This window comes from Polaribacter sp. WD7 (genome assembly GCF_003335085.1).
Taxonomy (GTDB): Bacteria; Bacteroidota; Bacteroidia; order Flavobacteriales; family Flavobacteriaceae; genus Polaribacter.
This window is the reverse complement of the sequence record NZ_QPEJ01000016.1, coordinates 237,302-258,042: the sequence shown is the minus strand read 5'-3', so window position 1 is coordinate 258,042 and position 20,741 is coordinate 237,302. Positions and strand designations below refer to the sequence as shown.

Below are 20,741 nucleotides of genomic sequence, written 5' to 3'. Positions count from 1 at the left end.
AATTACATAGATTTACGGCTACAATTAGAAAAATCTATGAAAAAGAAAATCCTTTTATTTGTTACCGTATTCGCCTGTGCCTTATCATTACAATCTCAAGAGATTTTTACAAAAATTGATGCTATAAATTATAAATCTCAAATAGCAGATAATCCCTCTAAATCACAACATTTTAAACTAAATACATCTCTTTTTGTAGAGACAGTTTCTTCTGTTAGGTTAAGAAATCAACAAAAAAAATCTAATGTAGTCATTAAATTACCTAATGAAAATGGAGATCTAGAAGCATTTCGTATTTTTGAAATATCTATTTTAGGTAAGCAGTTGTCAACTAAATACCAAAAAATTAAATCTTATGTGGGTAAGAGTGTCAAAGGTTCATCAACCGTTAGGTTTAGCTATTCTCCATCACAAGGTTTTGTAGGAGCTATTTCTAATCATAAAAATTCCACAATTTTAATTAAACCTACAAACTTAAGGTCAGAAACTTATATTTCTTATCTAAGAAATAATACAAACTTTAATTCTGATTTTGATTGTGAAACCATAAATCAAATTAAAAAAAAAACAGAGTTAAAAACAAATAGTTTACAATCTAATGATTCTTATCTTAGAAAATATAGAGTTGCTATAGCCACTACAGGAGAATTTTCTAATTTCTTTTTAGACGGTTCAGAGTCAAATGATACAGAGAAAAAAGAAAAAGTATTAGCAGCAATAAATACATCATTAACGAGAATTAATGGAATTTTTGAAAGAGATTTTTCAATTTCTTTAGAACTAGTACCCAATAACGATGAGTTGTTGTACTTAAATGCAAATACAGATCCTTTTACCGTAAGTTTTAATAGAGAGTTGCAAAATACATTAGATAGTGTTATTGGCGATGAGAATTATGATGTTGGTCATATGTTTGGTTACGAAAATCGTACATATGGTAATGCTGGTTGTATAGCATGTGTTTGTACATCTGGTTCAAAAGGTAGTGGTTTTACAGTGCATAGAAATCCTAGTTCTGATGATTTTAATATGATTGCAAGTCATGAGTTTGGTCATCAATTTGGTGGATATCATGTGCAGAGTAGCTCTAATTGCAGAAGTTCAGCGGGTCTTCAAGAGGTAGAACCAGGTAGCGGAAGTTCTATAATGGGATATGCAGGTATATGTAGCCCTAATGTACAGAAAAACGCAGATGATTATTTCAATTATGTAGATATTAGAGATATTATTCAATGGACTAGAAATGATAGTTCTTGTGCAGAACTTATCAGTACAGAAAATACAAACCCTCAAGTTAACGCCGGTGTAGATTATATCATTCCAATCTCTACAGCATATGTTTTAGAAGGAAAAGCAAATGATATAGATGATGAGGATATTTTAAGTTATTGTTGGGAACAAAACAATCCTGAAGACCCAAGATCTAATTTTTTTCCGAGTTCAGATTGGGTAGTGGGCCCTTTGTATAGGTCTAAATTACCTGTTAGTAATCCGGTAAGATATATGCCTCAACTATCAGATGTTTTGTCTGGAAATTTAACTCCAACCTGGGAGGTAACTCCATCTGTAAGTAGAGTTTTAAATTTTGTTTTAACAGTTAGAGATAATGCTTTAGTAGGAGCAAGAACGGCTTCAGATGAAATGAAAGTTACTGTAGATGCTAGATTTGGTCCTTTTACAGTGACATCTCAATCAGCAGCACAAAATTGGAATATTGGAGATACAAAAACAATAAATTGGGATGTAGCTAATACCAATCAGGCTCCTATAAGTGCTGAAAATGTAGATATTCTACTTTCTGTAGATGGAGGGTTTACTTACCCTTATGTAATTGCAAAAAATGTAATCAATGATGGTTCAGAAGAGATTATAGTTCCTGAAATAGAAAATGCTACTACTGCAGCTAGAATAATGGTAAAAGCATCAAACAATATTTTCTTTGCAGTAAACCAATCTAATATTAGTATTCAAACATCAAACTATTTCTTAAGTTTTAATAATGATACTCAAGAAGTTTGTGGTTCTACTGCTGTAAATTATATATTTACGTACAATACAATTTCAGGTTTTAACGAAGAAACTACTTTTAGTTTAACAAATGTGCCAGATGGCATTAGCGCTACATTTACACCAGAATCTGCAACAGAAAACGGTACAGTAATAAATTTAGAAATAGAAAATACAAGTAATTTTTCTGTAGGAGAAAATCAATTTGAAATCAGTGGAGTTTCATCTGTTTCTAATATCATAAAAAAGACGAAACTATACTTAAATCGATTTGAAAACAACATAACGGAGCCTGTTCTTAGTTTTCCATCAAATAATGCATCTAATGTAGAAACTAGTGTGTTATTGCAATGGGAGTCAGATGTTAATGTAGAAAATTATACAGTAGAAGTATCTTTAGAAAATGATTTCTCTAACATTTTAGATTCAGCAACAGTTCAAAAAAACACATATTCTCCATTTAATATCACTTTTAGTACAAATTATTTTTGGAGGGTAAAAGCGAGCAATTCTTGCGGAGAAACAAATTTTTCAGATATTCATACTTTTACTACAGAATGTGAGGTGCCTGAGGGAGTTAGTGTTAGCAATCTAGCTGTTAATTCAGCTACCATAAGTTGGATAGAGAAAGGAAATGCTGATTCTTGGGAAGTAGAAGTAGTTGAAAAAGGAACTACACCTACAGGTTCTGGAGATATTGTTTCTGAAAGAAAATATACAACAGAGAATTTAACATCTTCTACAGAATATGATGTATATGTTAGGTCTTTATGTGATGATACAAATTCAAGTGAATGGTTAGAACCTTTTTCATTCTCAACACTCACAAATTTTTGCGATGGAGAACGTTTTTATGACAGTGGAGGTATAAATGGAGATTATGATAATGATGAGTTTTCTCTAACAGTAGTTTCTCCAAATAATGCAGATGTAGTAGAAGTTACGTTTTTAAGTTTCGATTTATCTGGTGGAGATTGGTTGTATGTTTTTGATGGTGATGATTCGGACGCACCATTTTTAGGTAGTTATACAGGCAATAGACTACCGCCTGTATTTAGATCTAGTTTTGGTAATAATTTGGCTTTTTATTTTTTATCAGGATCCTCAGGAGTTAGCAGTGGATGGGAAGCAGAAGTAAATTGTATTACCATAAGTTGTCCTGCTCCTAACAACCTTATCGCAACAAACATTCAAGCAAAATCTATAGATTTAGATTGGAGTGTAAATGGAGACGAGTCTTCTTGGGAAATAGAATATGGCGAATATGGTTTTCAACTAGGTACAGGAACTAAAGTTACAACCATTGAAAAGAGTTTGACATTAGAAAACTTAAAACCATCAACAAGTTATGTTTTTTATGTAAGAGCAATTTGCGGTGAAAATCCGGGAGAGGATGATAGTTTTTGGTCTACTCCAGTTTTTGTAGAAACTCCATGTGGGGTTTACGATGCTCCATATTTTGAAGATTTAGAAAACATAGATTTTGTAAATCGTGAAAATTGTTGGGTATTTAACCCAGAAGAATATCGTTCAGGATATTTTTGGGCATCTAGAACTTCTAAATTTTATGATGAAGGTTCAGGGCCTGCTAAAGCTAAGAGCGGAAGTAGTTATTTTGCCTCTAAATATTATTATTCTGCGGATACAGATCGAGAAGCTATGTTAACTACACCAGATATAAATATAGAACCTTTAAACACTCCTGTATTAAATTTTTACAGTTACATGTATGGAGCTAATATTGGGAGTTTGCACGTAGATATTTATAATAACGGAATTTGGACAGAAGATGTTTTTGTGCTAACAGGGCAGCAACAAACTACACATACTGATCTGTGGGATGAGCATTTTGTAGACTTAGATGATTATCAAGGAATAGTAAAAGTTAGATTTAGAACAAAGGCAGGTAATGGTAGGTTAATAGAAATTGATATTGATGATATAGGGGTAATAGAAAAACCAACCTGTCCTAGTCCAACAGATCTTTCGGCAGATAATGTTACCGGTAATTCAGTAGATTTAACATGGACAATAAATGGACAGGAAACAAAATGGCAGGTAGAATATGGTGAACAAAATTACATACCAGGACAAGGAACTAAAGAATTGGTAACATCAAACTCTTTTACATTAAATGGCTTACAACCCGTTTCTGACTATGATATATATATAAAGGCAATCTGTGGAGAGAATCCAGAAGAAGATGATAGTAAATGGGTTGGCCCAATATCTATAGAAACGCTATGCGGCACATTTACAGCTCCTTTTGCATATGATTTAGAGAGCATACCTTACAGCGGAGATGTATATGATTGTTGGTCTACTAATCCAGATAATGAGTCTGGAAAGTATTTCTGGAATACATTAAGTGCAAGGAGTTTTAGCGCTCCTAGAACAGGACCTAGGATATCTAAAAACGGACGTTATCATTTTGGTACAACTTCGAGTGGATATAGAATACAGGAAGGAGATAAAGCTCTTTTGTTGTCACCTTTAATAGATATTACCAACCTAGTTAATCCTGTTTTAGACTTTCATAGTTTTATGTATGGAGAAAATGTAGGGAGCTTGCATATAGATATTTTTAACCAAGGTGTTTGGACAGATGATGTTTTCGTTATAGATGGAGAGCAACAAGATGATTCATTAGACTTATGGCAACAACAGATTGTAGATTTGAGCGAATTTAGTGATGTTATTCAAATACGGTTCAGAGCAGTTGCTGGTGGAGACAATCTTATAGAGATAGATATAGATGAAATTAATGTACATGAAATGCCTACTTGTTTAAATCCTTCAGATTTTGAAGTTACCAATGTAACCTTTGAATCTGCGGAGTTAAATTGGAGTGCTAAAAATGAAGAATCACAATGGCAAATTGAATACGTAAAGAGAGGATACTTTTTAGGAAGTGGAACTAAAGTTACAGCAACAACAAATCCATTTACTTTAGAAGGATTAGATTCTGAAACGTATTATGATATTTACATAAGAGCAATTTGCGGAACCAATCTTGAAGATGATAATAGCAACTGGGTTGGTCCCGTATCTATAGAAACTCCATGCGGTATTTTTGAAGCACCATATTTTCATAATGTAGAAGAGCAAACAAGTGGATTTGTAGACCAATGTTGGGATGTAAATATAAGTGCATCTTCTAATTATTCTTGGGATATAAAAAGTTATGGTAACGAAGGAGATACAGGTCCCTTAAGAGCTAAAAGTGGATTTAGATATTTTGCTGCGCTACCAAGATCTTTTAGAACAGAAGGAGAAGTGACAGAACTAATAACACCATCAATAGACATATCTTCTCTTAACAATCCAGTATTAGATTTCTATAGTTTTATGTTTGGAGAAAATGTAGGTAGTTTGCATGTAGATGTACTTAGTAATGGAGCATGGACAGAAGATGTACTAATTTTAGAAGGACAACAACAAACAGATCCTTCAGATTTTTGGGCGCAAAACTTAGTAGATTTAAGTAATTATTCAGGTATTGTTCAGGTAAGGTTTAGAGCAATTTCTGGAGGAACATATAACTGTGAAATAGATATAGACGATATCAAATTTAATGAAAGCCCAACCTGTTTAAACCTAACAGATATAACAGCAACTAATATTACTTATAATTCTGTAGATTTAAGTTGGATTTCTACAGGTACAGAAACCCAGTGGCAAGTAGAATATGGAACACAAGGGTATTCTGTAGGAAACGGAACACAGGTTTCAGCAACCATAAATCCATTTACTTTACAAGGTTTAGATTCTGAAACAGCCTATGATATATATGTAAAAGCAGTTTGTGGCGACAATCCTGGAGTAGACGATAGCGATTTCATAGGTCCAATAAGTATAGAAACACCATGCGGAATTTTTGATTCACCTTATACCTATGATGTAGAAAATCAACCTACACGTAGTATTGATGATTGTTGGATAACTTCTGGTCAAGCAGAATCTAACTATTATTGGAATACCGCAAGTAGTCCATTTTATGAGAGAAGTACAGGACCTTATCAAGCAAAAAGTGGAAACAATTATTTTGTGGCTAGTCCAAATAGATATGAAACTACAGGACAGGTTGCAACCTTAATCAGTCCTTTAATCAATACATCTAATCTAACTGTACCCGCATTAGAGTTTTTTAGTTTCATGTATGGAGAAAATGTAGATGCACTTCATGTAGATGTAAAAATTAATGATATTTGGGAGAATGACCTATATGTCATAACAGGCCAACAACAAACAACTCCAAGAGATAATTGGCATAGAAATACCATTAATTTATCAGACTATAAAGGTATTATACAGATAAGATTCAGAGCAATATCGGGTAGTACATATGATTGTGAAATAGCATTAGAAGATGTTAGTATTATAGAAATGCCCACATGTCCTACACCTTTACACTTGGCAGCTCAAAATATTTTAGATACTAGTGTAGAGTTAACTTGGGATGTATTTGGTGATGAACAAAAATGGGAAATAGAATATGGAGAAAGTGGATTTAATTTAGGAGAAGGAACAAGGGTTTTAGCCAATTCAAACCCTTTTAATGTTACTAACCTTAATACTTACACTGATTATGATTTTTATTTAAGAGCCGTTTGTGGTGAAAATCCTGATGAAGACGATAGTGATTGGATAGATCTTACCCAAATAAAAACATTACCTAATTATTGTAACGGAGATCGTTTTTATGACTCAGGAGGAGCAAATGGTAATTATGTTGATAATGAAAACGAAACAACAGTAATAGCCCCCATTTCAAGTACATTTGTTGAGGTAGAATTTATAGATTTTGATTTAGAAAGTTGTTGTGATAGGCTTTCAATTTATGACGGTCCAGATGTAAATTCTCCATTTTTAGGTGGTTTTTCAGGAAGAACTTTACCTGGTAAATTTGTGTCTACACATCCTTCAGGAGCATTAACATTTGTATTTAGGTCAGATGTATCATCAACAGGAAGAGGTTGGGAAGCAAAGGTAAACTGTGTAACCATAACATGTCCAAAACCTATAAATTTTGAAGTTTCAGAAATAAAACAAACAGAAGTATCTCTAAATTGGGAGGCTGGTGATGAAGAGCAAAAATGGGAAATAGAGTATGGAGAAAAAGGATTTGATTTAGGGAGTGGAACAAAAATTTTAGCAGATACAACCTCATATACTATTAGTGATTTAATAAAATACACTGATTATGATTTTTATCTAAAAGCAGTTTGTGGTGAAAAATCTGGAGATGATGACAGTGAGTGGCTGCAACCAATATCAATAAAAACATTACCAAACTTTTGTGATGGAGACCGATTTTACGACTCTGGAGGTGCTGATGCTAACTATAGTGATAATGAAAACGAAGTTACAGTAATAGCACCTATATCAGGAGATTATGTTGAAGTTGAATTCTTAGAATTTGACATGGAAAGTTGTTGTGATAGACTTTTAGTTTTTGATGGTCCAGATGTAGACTCACCATCTTTAGGAAACTATTCAGGAACAACACTACCAGGTAAATTTATATCAACACATCCTTCAGGAGCATTAACATTTTTATTTATATCAGATAGTTCTGCGACTGGAAAAGGATGGGAAGCTCAGGTAAATTGTTTAACTAGTTCCTGTCCAATACCTACCAACATAGAAATTTCTAACGTTAAAGGTAAAGAAGTAACCCTAAATTGGGATGCAGGTGCAGATGAAGAAAAGTGGCAAATAGAATACGGTTTTTCTGGTTTTTCTATCGGTAATGGAAATAGGGTAGATGTTACAACAAATCCATATACTCTCAGAAACTTGAGTATTATGACAATTTATGAATTTTACATTAGAGCAGTTTGTGGAGAAGTGTCTGGTACAGATGATAGCTTATGGGATGGACCTTATGTTTTTGCAACACAAAAATGCGACCCCCAAAGTGCACCATTCTATGAAGACTTTACAGAACCATTTAAACCAATCTGTTGGGAAGAAAATGGATCAGAATCTTGGAAATTCAGCACTACAGCAGGGTTTGATGCAAGAACAGCAGGAGATAATTCTCCCTCAGGAAATACAAATTATGCATGGATAGACGGGTCTTATCCAAACGGAGGAACGCATACCTCAAGTCTTTACACTCCTAGTATAGATATTTCTAATTTATCTGAACCAGAATTAAGTTTTTCATTATTTAGTGTTAATAATCTAGACCTCACGTACAACACATTAAAAGTAATGTTGCATCCTGAAGGAGAAAGAGAAATTATAGAAATTTTTAGGATTCAAGGATCTACTGAAAAATGGAAAACCTATACGTTTGATTTAAAAAAATATAATACAAACTCTGTTTCTATACAGTTTAGTGTAACAGAAAACAGTACAGGTAATCCCGCATATAACGATATACTATTAGATGAAATTAAAATTGATGAAAAGAGTGTTTTAAGTACATCTAGTAATAATTTGTCAAATTTTGTGTACTACCCAAGTCCAGTTCAAAATGAATTAACCATTAAATCTAATGATGCTATAGAGGTGGTTAAAATATTTAATACTATAGGACAAAATGTATATCATGAAGCATTTGCAAAAAAAATAGATGAAGAAGTAAAAATAGATATGTCTTCATTAGCTGTAGGTACGTATTTAGTAAAGGTGATTTCAGACACAAAAGTAAGTACCTTTAGAATCGTAAAAAACAATCGTTAAAAACAAAAATTATAAATAAAAAAAATGAAAAAAATTATAACCATTCTATTTTTAGCCTTAACTAATATTGCATTAGCCCAAGAAACAGTTACATTACGATTAAATTATGAAAAAGGAGCAAATTATACTGTTTCTATGAAGATGAGTCAGAATATGGGGGCTATCATGGCTATGAATATGGGTATAGATATGAGTATTAAAATTACAGATGTAAAAGAAGATGTGTACGAAAGTGAAATGAAGTTTTCGAAATTCACTATGGATATGATCCAAGGAGAAAAAACCATGAGTTTTGATTCTTCAAAAAGTGATGAAGATTTAGATGATGAAAGTAAAATGATGAAGCAACAAATGGGATCAATATTAGAAGCTTTAATTTATGCAAAAGGAAATAATTTAGGAGAAGTTTTAGAGATAAAAGTAGAACCTAATTTACCAAGTTTAAAAGACATCGCAAATCAGTCATCTAGTGTTGTATACCCAAAAGAGGCTATACAAAAAGGAAGTAGTTGGGAAATGACGAAAGAAGATAAAGGAATGAAAATGGATTTTATATATACTGTAAATTCTATTACTAAAGAAAGTGTTATGCTAGACATTTCTGGTACAGTGTCGGGTTTAGCTACGGGTAAAATTTCAGGTAAAATGAACGTAGATAAACTTACAGGAATTCCAGTTGAATCTACAATAGATATGGACATGTTGGCTAGTGGGCAAGAGCTCAAAACAAAAGTAACCATGAACATGACCAAAAAATAATAAAAGCGCCTCAATTGTGAGGCGTTTTTATTTAAAATTTTTTAGCTAACACTAAAACATTCTTCTATATAGAAAAATTATCAATTTATATTCAATGATTTCAAGAATTAAATTGATAAAGATAAAGTTATAACAATTACATCAATGTTAGTTTTTACGCCAAAAAAATGGAGAAAAAAGGATCAAAACTGTAAATAATTCTAGTCTACCAATTAACATTAAAAAAGAACAAAACCATTTAGCAGCAGTAGTTAAATGATTAAAATTATCTACAGGACTAACAGAACCAATTGCAGGACCAATATTTCCTAAAGAAGAAGATGCAGCTCCAAGAGCAGATAAAAAATCTAAGCCAAACAACGTTAATATTACAGAAGATATGATGAATATTAACATGTAGATAATAAAAAAAGAAATGATATTAAATACAATGTTTTGATGTACAGCTTTTTTATCATATCTAACAGGTATAATAGCATTTGGATGCAAAGCTTTTTTAAATTCTAAAAAACTATTTTTTAGCATTACAATATGTCTTACAACTTTAACACCACCACTTGTAGAACCCGCAGAACCACCAGTAAAAAATAGCGCAAAGAAAATTCCCGTAGCAAAGAAATTCCACATAGTAAAATCTGCAGAAACAAAGCCAGTTGTAGTAACTACAGAAGTAACCATAAACAAAGCATGTCTTATTGCGCTCTCTTCTTTTCCAAAAATCATAGGATGTGCTATAGTAGTTTGTAAATTACTATCTTGAAAATGAACAATAATTACCGTTATTAGAGAAGCTATACCAATTATACCAAATAAATAATACTTGAATTCTTCACTCTGAAAAACTTTTTGAATTTTACCTTTTAACGCAAAATAAGTCAACACAAAGTTGGTACCTGCTATAAGCATAAAAAAAATAATGATGTACTGAACAAAAGGAAGATGATTGTAAAAAGCAACACTACTATTTTTTGTAGAAAAACCACCAGTACTCATTGTGGCCATTGCATGATTAATAGCATCAAACCATGTCATACCTGCAATTTTTAATAAAAAAAACTGCGCTAAAGTTAGCGTTACATAAATTAAATACAAGCGTTTTGCTGTATCTGTAATTCTTGGATGTAACTTATCTGCAGAAGGACCAGGCGCTTCTGCCATAAACAACTGCATTCCTCCAATTCCTAATAAAGGTAAAATGGCTATGGTAAGTACTATAATTCCCATTCCTCCAATCCAATGTGTAGCACTTCTCCAAAATAAAATACCTTTAGGCATTGCTTCAATATCGGTTAAAATAGAAGACCCTGTTGTAGAGTAACCAGATATTGTTTCAAAAAAAGCATTTGTTATATTAGATATTGCACCAGAAAAAAGATAAGGTAGCATACCAGTTATTGATAAGGTTAACCATCCTAGAGTTACTATTAAATAACCTTCTTTTTTTTGAATATTGGTACTGGTAGGTTTGTTAAAAAAGAAAAGCAGTAAACCAATAGTTACTGTTACAAACCCTGCATTTAAAATTCCCCACTTAGCAGTCTCTTGATGATAGACGCTAAAAGGGAAAGCAATAAACATAAACAGCCCATTTAAAATGGCGGTAATACCTAAAAAACGGAAAATAACTTTTGTGTTTAAATTTCCCATAGAGTTAGTTAAATAACTTTTCTACAGTATTGATAGCTTCTGGTAAACAGAAGACAATAACTTTATCACCAGCAATAATTTGTTGATTACCTGTTGCCATGATAGCTTCTTCATTTCTTATGATTCCACCAAAAACAGCCTCTCTAGGAAAACGCAAATCTTTAATAGGATACTTGGTTACTTTAGCATTTTTTTGTACTTCAAATTCAAATACTTCTGCATCTATATTATGCAAATTGGCCAAGGCTAAAATTTCTCCTTTTCTAATATGTCTAAAAATGTTACTAGCTGCAATTAGTTTTTTATTGATTAAAGATTGAATTCCTATAGTTTGAGAAATATCTATATAATCCATATTTTCTACCAAAGCTATGGTTTTTTTTACACCTTTAGATTTGGCTACCAAACAAGACATGATATTAGTTTCAGAATTTCCAGTAACAGCAATAAAAGCATCAGTTTCTCTAATATTTTCTTCTTCCAATAACTCTAAATCTCGTCCATCACCATTAATAACTAACGTATCATTTAATTGTTCTGCTAGAGTTTCTGCTTTTTCTCTATTTTTTTCAATCAGTTTTACCCTGAAATTATCTTTACAAAGATTTCTTGCAGTTTTTTCACCAATGCTACTTCCTCCAAGAATCATTACATTTTTTATGTTAAACTGTTTTTTACCTATAATAGGGTAGAGGTCTTTCATACTATAATTAGGAACACAAAAATAAACTTGATCGTCTAACTCATAAGTAGTATCTCCTCTTGGTATAATGGTTTGTGAAACTCCTTGCCTTTTAATAGCAATAGTTATAAAATCTACATTTGGAAATTTTAGTTTGGCCTCTTTAACAGACAAATCTAAAATAGGAGATTTATAAGTTAGTTGCGTTCCCATTACATTAAAAACACCACTTTCAAAAGCTACTGTATCATTAAAAGAAGATTGATCTAGCAACATCTTTATTTCATTTGCCGCTAATTCTTGCGGAGAAATCATAAAATCTAAGCCAAATTGAGTAAAATCTACTTCACATTCTTCAAAAAATTCGGTGTTATCAATTCTAGCAATGGTTTTTTTAGCTCCTAAAGATTTACCAATAACAGAAATGGTAAAATTAGTATTTTGACTATCTGTAACAGCTATCAACAAATCTGCAGATTCAATACCAATTTCTTTAAGTAGTTTTATAGAAGTAGCATCGCCTTTTTTAGTAATTACATCAAGGTGATTGTTAATATATTCTAACTTGTCACCATCAAAATCTATGATGTAAGTATCTTGAGATTCGTAAGAAAGTAGTTTAGCTAAGTGAAAACCAACATCTCCAGCACCAGCTATAATAATTTTCATATATTAAATATAGATATATTACAAAGATATAAAGAGTTTGGGTGCAAATACAAATAAAAGCAGATTTTCAGTCTTTTTAACGCTAATACTTTAGATTATTTAGTTTTAGAGTCTTCTATATAGCATAACTTACTAAGGCCTTTTTTGTATTTTTGTTAAAAAAGTTGTAAAATGGAACATAGAACTATAAAAACTTGGGCATTAGATGACAGACCAAGAGAAAAATTAATAGCAAAAGGGAAAACATTACTTTCTAATGCAGAGTTAATTGCTATTCTTATCGGTTCTGGAAATAGAAGTGAGAGCGCTGTAGCATTATCGCAAAGAATTTTGCAGTCTGTTAGTGATAATTTAAATGAGTTAGCAAAACTACCCATAGAACAGTTGGTAAGGTTTAATGGAATTGGAGAAGCCAAAGCTATAGCCATCATAACAGGTTTAGAACTTGGTAAAAGAAGACAATTAGAAACAGCTTTAGAAAAGCCAAAAATTACAAGTAGTAAAGATGTTTGTAATTTAATGCAACCTATAATTGGAGACTTAGCACATGAAGAATTTTGGGTACTTTTTTTAAACAACTCTAATAAAGTTTTGGCTAAAAATCAAATTAGTAAAGGAGGTTTAACAGCCACCATTGTAGATGTTAGGTTGTTGTTTAAAAAAGCGCTAGAAATGGCTGCCGTAGGTATACTTGTATGTCATAATCATCCTTCAGGAAAATTACAACCAAGTACTTCAGATAAACAGTTAACGCAAAAAATAAAAGAAGCAGGTTTTACTTTAGATATAAAACTTTTAGATCATTTAATAATTACTGAAAAAGCGTATTTTAGCTTTGCAGATGAAGGAATTTTATAAAGTTTTTTTCAAATTAAAAATCAAAATTACAACAAACAATACATAATTGATATTAATTTACACACATAAAATAACACCAAGAGTTCGTTATATTTTTAAACATATTTTTACAAGAACACTTTTAATATCTGTAGATTTTACCTCTAAAGTAGAAGATTTTGTAGCGCATAGTGGTCCAAAATTGTCTTATACAAAAACACCATTAGGAAATGAGTTTTTTATAAAAAGTAATGACTTACTCTTTGAACAGGGCGTAAACGATATGGAAATAGTAATTCAAAAATGGGATGAAATAGCCTGTTTTTTTAAAACGGGTCCCAAATCATCTATTCCCTATGATATTTTTGCCGCAAGTTTTTACTTAATTTCTAGGTATGAGGAGTATTTACCGCACGTAAAAGACCAACACAATAGATATACCGCAGAACAAAGTTTAGCCTATAAATATGGCTTTCTAGAAAAACCTGTTGTAGATATTTGGGCATATAAAATGTTGGCAGTGTTAAAAGAAAAATTTCCCGATTATCATTATAAAATGCGTTCTTTTGATTTTATATCTACCATAGATATAGACAACGCTTACGCATTTAAGCATAAAAGTATTATTAGAAGCATAGGTGGTTTTTGTAAAGATTTATTTCGTTTTAGACTTCTGAATCTTTGGAATCGATTTGCCGTAACTTTTACGATTAAAAAAGATCCATTTGATACGTTTGATCAAATTTTAAAAGTTAAAAAAGAAAAAGGAATCGAAACCATTTTTTTCTTTTTAGTTGGCGATTATACAACCTACGACACTAATGTTTCTGCTTCAAAAACAAGATTTAAACTACTAATAAAAGAGATGTTAGATTACGCAAAAGTAGGTTTACATCCATCATATTTTACCATTAATAACGCAGCGTTATTAAAAAAAGAAAAACAGCGTTTAGAAGATATTGTAAATACGCCTGTTCAGAAATCGAGACAGCATTATCTTAGATTCAACTTACCAGAAACCTATCAAAATTTAATTGATTTAGAAATAGAAGAAGATTATTCTATGGGATATGCAAGCTGCGTAGGTTTTAGAGCGGGTACCTGTACGCCTTTTTATTTTTATGATTTAGATTTTGAAATTCAGACCCCATTAAAAGTATTTCCTTTTGCATTAATGGATACAACTTTAAATGATTATATGAAATTGACACCAAAGCAATCTCTGGGAAGAATTAGAGATTTAAAAAATGAGGTGATGTCAGTAAATGGTACTTTTATAACACTGTTTCATAATGAAAGTTTAAGTGACTTTGGAAGATGGAAAGGATGGAAACGATTGTATGATTCTATGATTAAAATTAGTATGATTTGATGATTAAACTGATAAAAAGGAAACATCTTGACAATATAAAATATGATTATTGTATAGAAAATTCACATCAATCTAGAATATATGCTTTTTCTTGGTATTTAGATATTGTTGCAGACAATTGGGATGTACTAGTTTTAAATGATTATGATGCTGTTATGCCATTACCTTGGAAACGTAAATTTGGTTTAAAATACATAACACAACCCTATTTTTGCCAACAAATAGGTGTTTTTTCTTTGCATGAATTATCTAAAAAAGATGAAAATAATTTTATAAAAAAAATACCATTTTCTTTTATTAAAATAGCCTTAGCGTTGAATGCTGAAAACCATAATTTTTTAAATAAAACTAGTGTTAATTATCTTTTAGATTTAAATTTTGAGTATGCTATACTAAAAAAGAATTTTTCTAAAGGAAGAAAACATGCAATTCAGAAAGGAATTAGAAAAAAATTAACATTAAAGACTATTGATTTAGATGAAATTGTAGTGCTACAAAAAAATAACTACACATATTCATTCCCAGAAGACAAACTAAAGAAACTGTATTATGCCACCAATGAAAGAAAAATTGTGAAATTACTAGGGGTTTATGATGGAGATACTTTTTTGGGTGGAGGTCTTTTTCTAAGACATAAAAATAGGATTATCTACTTATTTTCTGCATTTAATGCTTTAGGAAGAAAAATGCAAGCTTCAAGTTTCTTATTATCTTATATGATTCAGCAAGAATCTTTAAATAACATAATTTTGGATTTTGAGGGAGGCAACATGCCCAATATAGGTAAGTTTTACAGAAGTTTTGGAGCTCATCCAGAAAGCTACACCACAATACAATGTTATAATATTGAACTTTTTTTTAAAACATAGTAAGTTAAATAAAGATATTATGGATACAGGTTATTCTTTAGTAACACGTATATTCTTTATTACTCTTTCAAAAACCTTTTGTAGAGGTATAAGAAACTTAAGCATGAAAAGATACCTGTAAACCACATTAAGAAAGCAGAGGTTATAGCTGCACCTTTAATACCATAAAGAGGTATCAAATAATAATTACTAATTACGTTTATAACCAAGGCTACTCCTATAATATAAGAATTCACTTCAATTTTTCCAATAGAGGAAAGCAAATTCCCAAACAATCCTCTAAACACTAAAATACCAGTTATACCTAATATCAGAATTAAGAAACTTTCTGAGTATTTTACAAATTCATCGCTAAAAAGAGCCAAGGTTTCTTTAGAAAAGAAACCAAAGAATAGGCAAATTAATAGACTAATAATAAAAAACAAAGACATGTAATTTTTTATGTAATTAAAAATGTATTTTTTTTCTTTAATTTTTTCAGTAAAAGAAACAAAATCTGTAGCCATAAATACCTGAGGCAAAAATAAAAGGCTTAAAGGAATTATAGAAACGTACTTATATACTGTAACCATTTCTGCGTCTTCCATTAGATGTCCAATTAATAAAATATCAATAATTAATAGTAAACTGGTAACAATACTTGTAATGCTAGAATAAAAGCCATATTTCCAAAACGTAAAATTAACAACGTTTGGTTTTTTTTGAACAGTGTATCTAATGTTTAATTTTTTTAAAAAAAGAATAGAAGGAACAGCAGGAGCAAGTATTAACGCCAAAATATAACCTTTTTCTTGAAAAAAATAGCTCAATAGAAAAACACCTACAGTTAAAGAAACATTATAAACGATATCTGCTTTAGAGAAAGATTTATTATCATGTTTTAATCGAAATTGAATTTTAATAATATCAAAAACAAATAAAGGAATTAAAATAAAAGAAAGTAGCGATAAGTAGTAACCAGTATTTTCAAATTTAAAAGGAATAAAATATCCTGAAATAATAATTATAACAATAATATAAAAGGTTACCAGTAGTCCTTTTTTTAAGACATAGACAAATAAGTTGTCTTTTTCTTTTTCAAGAGGTAATAAAGCACCATATCTTATCAAACTTTGTGGTAATCCTAAACCTCCAAAAGGAGTCAGAAAAGCAATGATATTATATGCAAAAAGAACGACTCCTAATTCTTTGTTAGGCACTAGTTGAAGCGCTAACCACGAAGCCAAAAAAGAAAGTAACCTAGAGATTATAGATGCTGAAAATACGTAACTTCCAGATCTGCCTAAAAAATCTTTTATATAGTTTATAATATTGGTCATCTAAAAATAGCTATAACATTTTTCTTAACTATAGTATCAAAAAGTTAAACTGTTATAGTACAAGTTAGAGAATTTTTCACAAATTACTTTTTTGCTAAAATTATCATCTACATACTTATGCATTTCTGTTTTTGAAGCCAATTTGTAGTTGTTGAGATATACATTTTTGATTTCAGAAGTTAATTCATTCTCATTTCTAACATTTATTAGTTTTCCAAAATTATCAGGAAAGTGTTCTTTAATACCCCCGACATCTGTAGAAATAACGGGTGTTCCACAAGAGAAAGATTCTAAGATAACACAGGGTAAATTTTCATAATTGCTAAATAAAACAAACAAGTTAGCTCTTTGAATGTAATTTATAACATCTTCATGAGGAATTTGATCTATAAAATCAATTAAATTTAAGTCGATTCCTATTTTTATGGCGTAAGGTTTGTATTTTTTAGAATTTTCTCCTATCAGTGTGAATTTAAAATTAGTTATAGAATTTTGTAACTTATAGACAACATTTAATATCCCAGAAATATTTTTATGTTGATCTAACATGTTGGATATGTGTAGGATATAGAAATTCTGGTTATTCGATTTTATAGGTGCAAAACTTTTAGTGTCTACAACATTTTCTACGACATGATACTTTCCTTTGAATCCCATATCAATTAATGAATTTTTAAGATCATTAGTTACAGGACAAATATAAGACGCATTTTTTATGATAATTTTAGAAAGTATCTTTTCTACATTACTAATGTTTTTATTCTGAGGTAAATGATAACCTGTCCAATGCTCAGAAATGATATATCTTTTTTTGTACAACCACTTTAAATATAAACTAAAAATACCAAAAGGGAAAATTTCATTTAAATGTACGATATCAAATTTACCTACCTTTTTTATCAGAAATTTAAAAGCTTTAAAAAAAAGATATGCTTTAAAAACAGGGTTTCTAGTAGGTTTTATATACCCAATGTAAGAATTAATATTATTTATTTTTTGAGATGTATATTTTATTTTAGTACGTAAAGATTTGTCTGTAATGATGTGTATTACAGAAACATTGTGCTCTAGAGAAACTGCTTCTGCATGTCTTTGAATAAAGTCTCCGTTATACGGAGAAACTTTAGAAGGATACCAACCACATAAAAATAAAACAGACAATTTTTGACTCAAAAAAATAGAATTTAAACTAAGCAAATATAATAACTAAAAGATGTAATTTTTCAGGTTTAAATTTTTACTTTTAAAATATGAAAATACAACATGTCTTTTTTGATTTAGATCATACCTTGTGGGATTTTGAAAAGAATTCTGACTTAACTTTTCAAAAAATATTTTTAAAACAAAATATTAATATTAATCTAAAAGAATTCCTAGCTATATATAAGCCATTAAATCTAAAATACTGGAAACTTTATAGAGAAGAAAAAATTTCTAAAAAAGAATTAAGGTATAGTAGGTTAAAAAAAACATTTGATGAAATGTATTATGCTATTTCAGACGATTTGATAAATATTTTAGCAGTAGAATATATCAATTGTTTGCCCCATTTTAATAACCTTTTTGAGCATACTTTTGAAGTGTTAGAATATTTAAAAAATAAATACGAATTACATATTATTACCAACGGTTTTGAAGAGATACAGACTAAAAAAATGGCTTCTTCAAAGATATTACCTTACTTTAAAGAGGTAATTACATCAGATTCAGTTGGTGTAAAAAAGCCAAATGCAAAGGTTTTTCAATTTGCATTAAAAAAGGCAAATGCCAAAGCAGAAAATTCAATAATGATAGGAGATAGTATTGAAGCAGATATTTTAGGAGCAATTAATGTTGGAATGAAAGCGCTGCATTGTAATTTTGAGAACAAAAAAGTTGCTAAAAATAACTTTAACAGTATTACTTCACTTAAAGAAATAAAACAATATCTTTAGCTCTGTAACGTTATTTTATAAATCTTATGAAGTCCCTTAAAAAAGCACTGATTTATTTTACAACTTTAATACTGATTACTTCATGTATTCAAGATTTAGATTTTGATCAGATAAATGATTTCAGTTTAACACCTGTATTCGAAGGCTCTCTAATAGGTTTTAGTTTTACACCAAGACAATTTTTTGATGCATCAGGAACCCTACAAACAGAACGAACAGATACCACAGATTTTTTAATTTTTGAGAATGATTTTATTAGAAAAAACCTAATTAGAATAGAATTTAATGTAGAAATAATCAACACTATAGATAATGATTTTTCTATTCAAATTGACTTTTTAGACCAGAATAATAACTCAACGCATACATTCAAAGAAATTATCGTCAATGGCAATGATGATGATTTTAAGTTCACTGAAACTATAGATATTAGTCCTGATTCTGAAATAAAAAATACTAGTCAACTTAGAATTACAGCTAGAGTTACTTCTTCAAACCCTCCTTTAGATCCATCTGATATTAATGAGCTTTTATTTAAGTCATCAGCCAAACTATTTATAAGAACTAATGGTTAAAAAGAATATAACTTTGTACTTACTATTTTTATTTCTAGCAGTTACTGTTAATGCGCAAAATAGGCAAGTGCTTTATAATTTTGCAGATTTGCCTCAGTCATTATTGCTTAATCCAGCAATAGAAACAAATTATAAATTTCATATTGGAGTACCATTGCTATCAGGTTTTTCTGCAGATTTTGGTTCTACAGGCTTTACAGTTTCAGATTTATTTGCTAATAATAATGTTTCTTTTAATGATAAGGTAAACAATGTACTTAATTCTTTGACAGAGAGAGATTTTTTAAAAATCAACACTCAAATAGAAATATTGAGTGGGGGATATAGATACAATAATAAACTTTACTTTAGTTTTGGTTTTTATCAAGAAACTGATGGAATTTTATATTTCCCAAACGATGGTATTACTTTTATAACAGAAGGTAATGCATCATTTTTAAACAGAAACTTTACTGCGTCTCAATTACTATACAAATTAGATGTTTTAGGTGTTTTACATTTTGGAGTTACAAAAAAAATAAATGAAAAACTTTCTTTAGGAGGCAGATTTAAGATTTATTCTTCTGCTCTAAATCTAGAAACTGCAAATAATAGAGGAACACTAACAACTACAGAAGGTACAAATAATATTTTTACCCATACCTTCAGTGATGTTGATATAGAACTTAAAACTTCGGGGTTAGTAAACGAGACAAATGACGAATTTATAACCGATGTAGGAAGCTATTTAAAGAATACTTTTTTTGGACCTAATTTGGGTATAGGTATAGATTTTGGTTTTACGTATAACGTTTCAAAACAATTAGAAATAACAGGAAGCATTCTAGACTTTGGTTTTGTTAGGCACAAAAAAAACATTAAAAATTCCTTTGTAAAAGGAGATTATATTTTTGAAGGCATACAGTTTGATTATGATGCAGACAATCAAATAGATTATTGGAGACAATTGGATAAAGATTTTAGAGAAAATATTCCTAGCGGATCCAATTTAAATCCTTACACGTCTTTCAGGCCAACAAAAATTAACTCAAGTTTACGATATAGTTTTGGAGAAAAAAGAAGTAAATATTGTTATGATAACACATACAAAGACTTTTATAAAAATGCTGTTGGAGTTCAATTATTCTCAATTTTCAGACCTTTAAGTCCTCAAGTTGCATTAACAGGGTTTTATGAAACTTCTCTTTCTAAAAAATTTCATGCAAAAGTAACTTACACAGTAGACGATTATTCATTATACAATATAGGAGCAGGTATATCTTGCCAAATAGGTAAAATTAATTTTTATGGTATGGTAGATAATTTAGCACAATTTAACGATATTGCTTCTACAAATAGCATGAGTATCCAATTAGGCTTTAATACAATATTTAATTAA

12 protein-coding genes are annotated in these 20,741 nt (G+C 30.2%); 8 read left to right on the top strand and 4 right to left on the bottom strand.

Annotated elements, in window-relative coordinates; genetic code table 11:
• Positions 1–36: 36 nt before the first annotated feature.
• On the top strand, positions 37–8,700 hold the full coding sequence (locus DUT90_RS05220; protein WP_114426052.1) for a fibronectin type III domain-containing protein: 8,664 nt from the start codon (positions 37–39) through the stop codon (positions 8,698–8,700).
• A gap of 24 nt (positions 8,701–8,724) precedes the next feature.
• A complete protein-coding gene (locus DUT90_RS05215) occupies positions 8,725–9,459 on the top strand; it encodes a hypothetical protein (protein WP_114426050.1) in 735 nt (244 codons plus the stop codon).
• Between the two features lie 147 nt (positions 9,460–9,606).
• Here the strand turns inward: DUT90_RS05215 and DUT90_RS05210 are convergent, their stop codons facing one another.
• A complete protein-coding gene (locus DUT90_RS05210; protein ID WP_114426048.1) occupies positions 9,607–11,106 on the bottom strand; it encodes a TrkH family potassium uptake protein in 1,500 nt (499 codons plus the stop codon).
• A gap of 4 nt (positions 11,107–11,110) precedes the next feature.
• The gene (gene trkA, locus DUT90_RS05205) at positions 11,111–12,457 is read right to left on the bottom strand and encodes a Trk system potassium transporter TrkA (protein ID WP_114426046.1); all 1,347 of its coding nucleotides are present in this window, start codon (positions 12,455–12,457) and stop codon (positions 11,111–11,113) included.
• A 171-nt stretch (positions 12,458–12,628) separates the two neighbouring features.
• Between trkA and radC the strand changes: the two genes are divergently transcribed.
• From radC to DUT90_RS05190, 3 genes are read left to right on the top strand one after another with little or no spacing between them, the layout of a single operon-like run.
• On the top strand, positions 12,629–13,315 hold the full coding sequence (radC, locus tag DUT90_RS05200; RefSeq protein ID WP_114426044.1) for a RadC family protein: 687 nt from the start codon (positions 12,629–12,631) through the stop codon (positions 13,313–13,315).
• A gap of 46 nt (positions 13,316–13,361) precedes the next feature.
• Entirely contained in the window at positions 13,362–14,666 is a 1,305-nt protein-coding gene (locus DUT90_RS05195) for a polysaccharide deacetylase family protein (protein WP_114426043.1), read from the top strand.
• Positions 14,666–15,535, top strand: coding sequence for a GNAT family N-acetyltransferase (locus tag DUT90_RS05190; protein ID WP_114426041.1), 870 nt, complete (start codon positions 14,666–14,668; stop codon positions 15,533–15,535). The genes DUT90_RS05195 and DUT90_RS05190 overlap by 1 nt, the downstream gene beginning before the upstream one ends.
• Positions 15,536–15,594: 59 nt before the next feature.
• On the opposite strand, the gene DUT90_RS05185 is transcribed toward DUT90_RS05190, so the two are convergent.
• Positions 15,595–16,854, bottom strand: a complete 1,260-nt coding sequence (locus DUT90_RS05185; RefSeq protein ID WP_114426039.1) for a polysaccharide biosynthesis C-terminal domain-containing protein — start codon at positions 16,852–16,854, stop codon at positions 15,595–15,597.
• A gap of 36 nt (positions 16,855–16,890) precedes the next feature.
• Positions 16,891–18,027 (bottom strand): glycosyltransferase family 4 protein, encoded by a 1,137-nt coding sequence (locus DUT90_RS05180; protein ID WP_181858145.1) that lies wholly within the window; start codon positions 18,025–18,027, stop codon positions 16,891–16,893.
• Positions 18,028–18,104: 77 nt separating this feature from the next.
• Between DUT90_RS05180 and DUT90_RS05175 the strand changes: the two genes are divergently transcribed.
• From DUT90_RS05175 to DUT90_RS05165, 3 genes are read left to right on the top strand one after another with little or no spacing between them, the layout of a single operon-like run.
• The gene (locus DUT90_RS05175) at positions 18,105–18,788 is read left to right on the top strand and encodes a YjjG family noncanonical pyrimidine nucleotidase (protein WP_114426036.1); all 684 of its coding nucleotides are present in this window, start codon (positions 18,105–18,107) and stop codon (positions 18,786–18,788) included.
• A 26-nt stretch (positions 18,789–18,814) separates the two neighbouring features.
• Positions 18,815–19,363, top strand: a complete 549-nt coding sequence (locus DUT90_RS05170) for a hypothetical protein (RefSeq protein ID WP_114426034.1) — start codon at positions 18,815–18,817, stop codon at positions 19,361–19,363.
• 13 nt (positions 19,364–19,376) lie between these two features.
• Positions 19,377–20,741 carry a DUF5723 family protein gene (locus DUT90_RS05165; protein ID WP_258848500.1) on the top strand — a complete coding sequence of 455 codons (1,365 nt, stop codon included), beginning with the start codon at positions 19,377–19,379 and terminating at the stop codon, positions 20,739–20,741.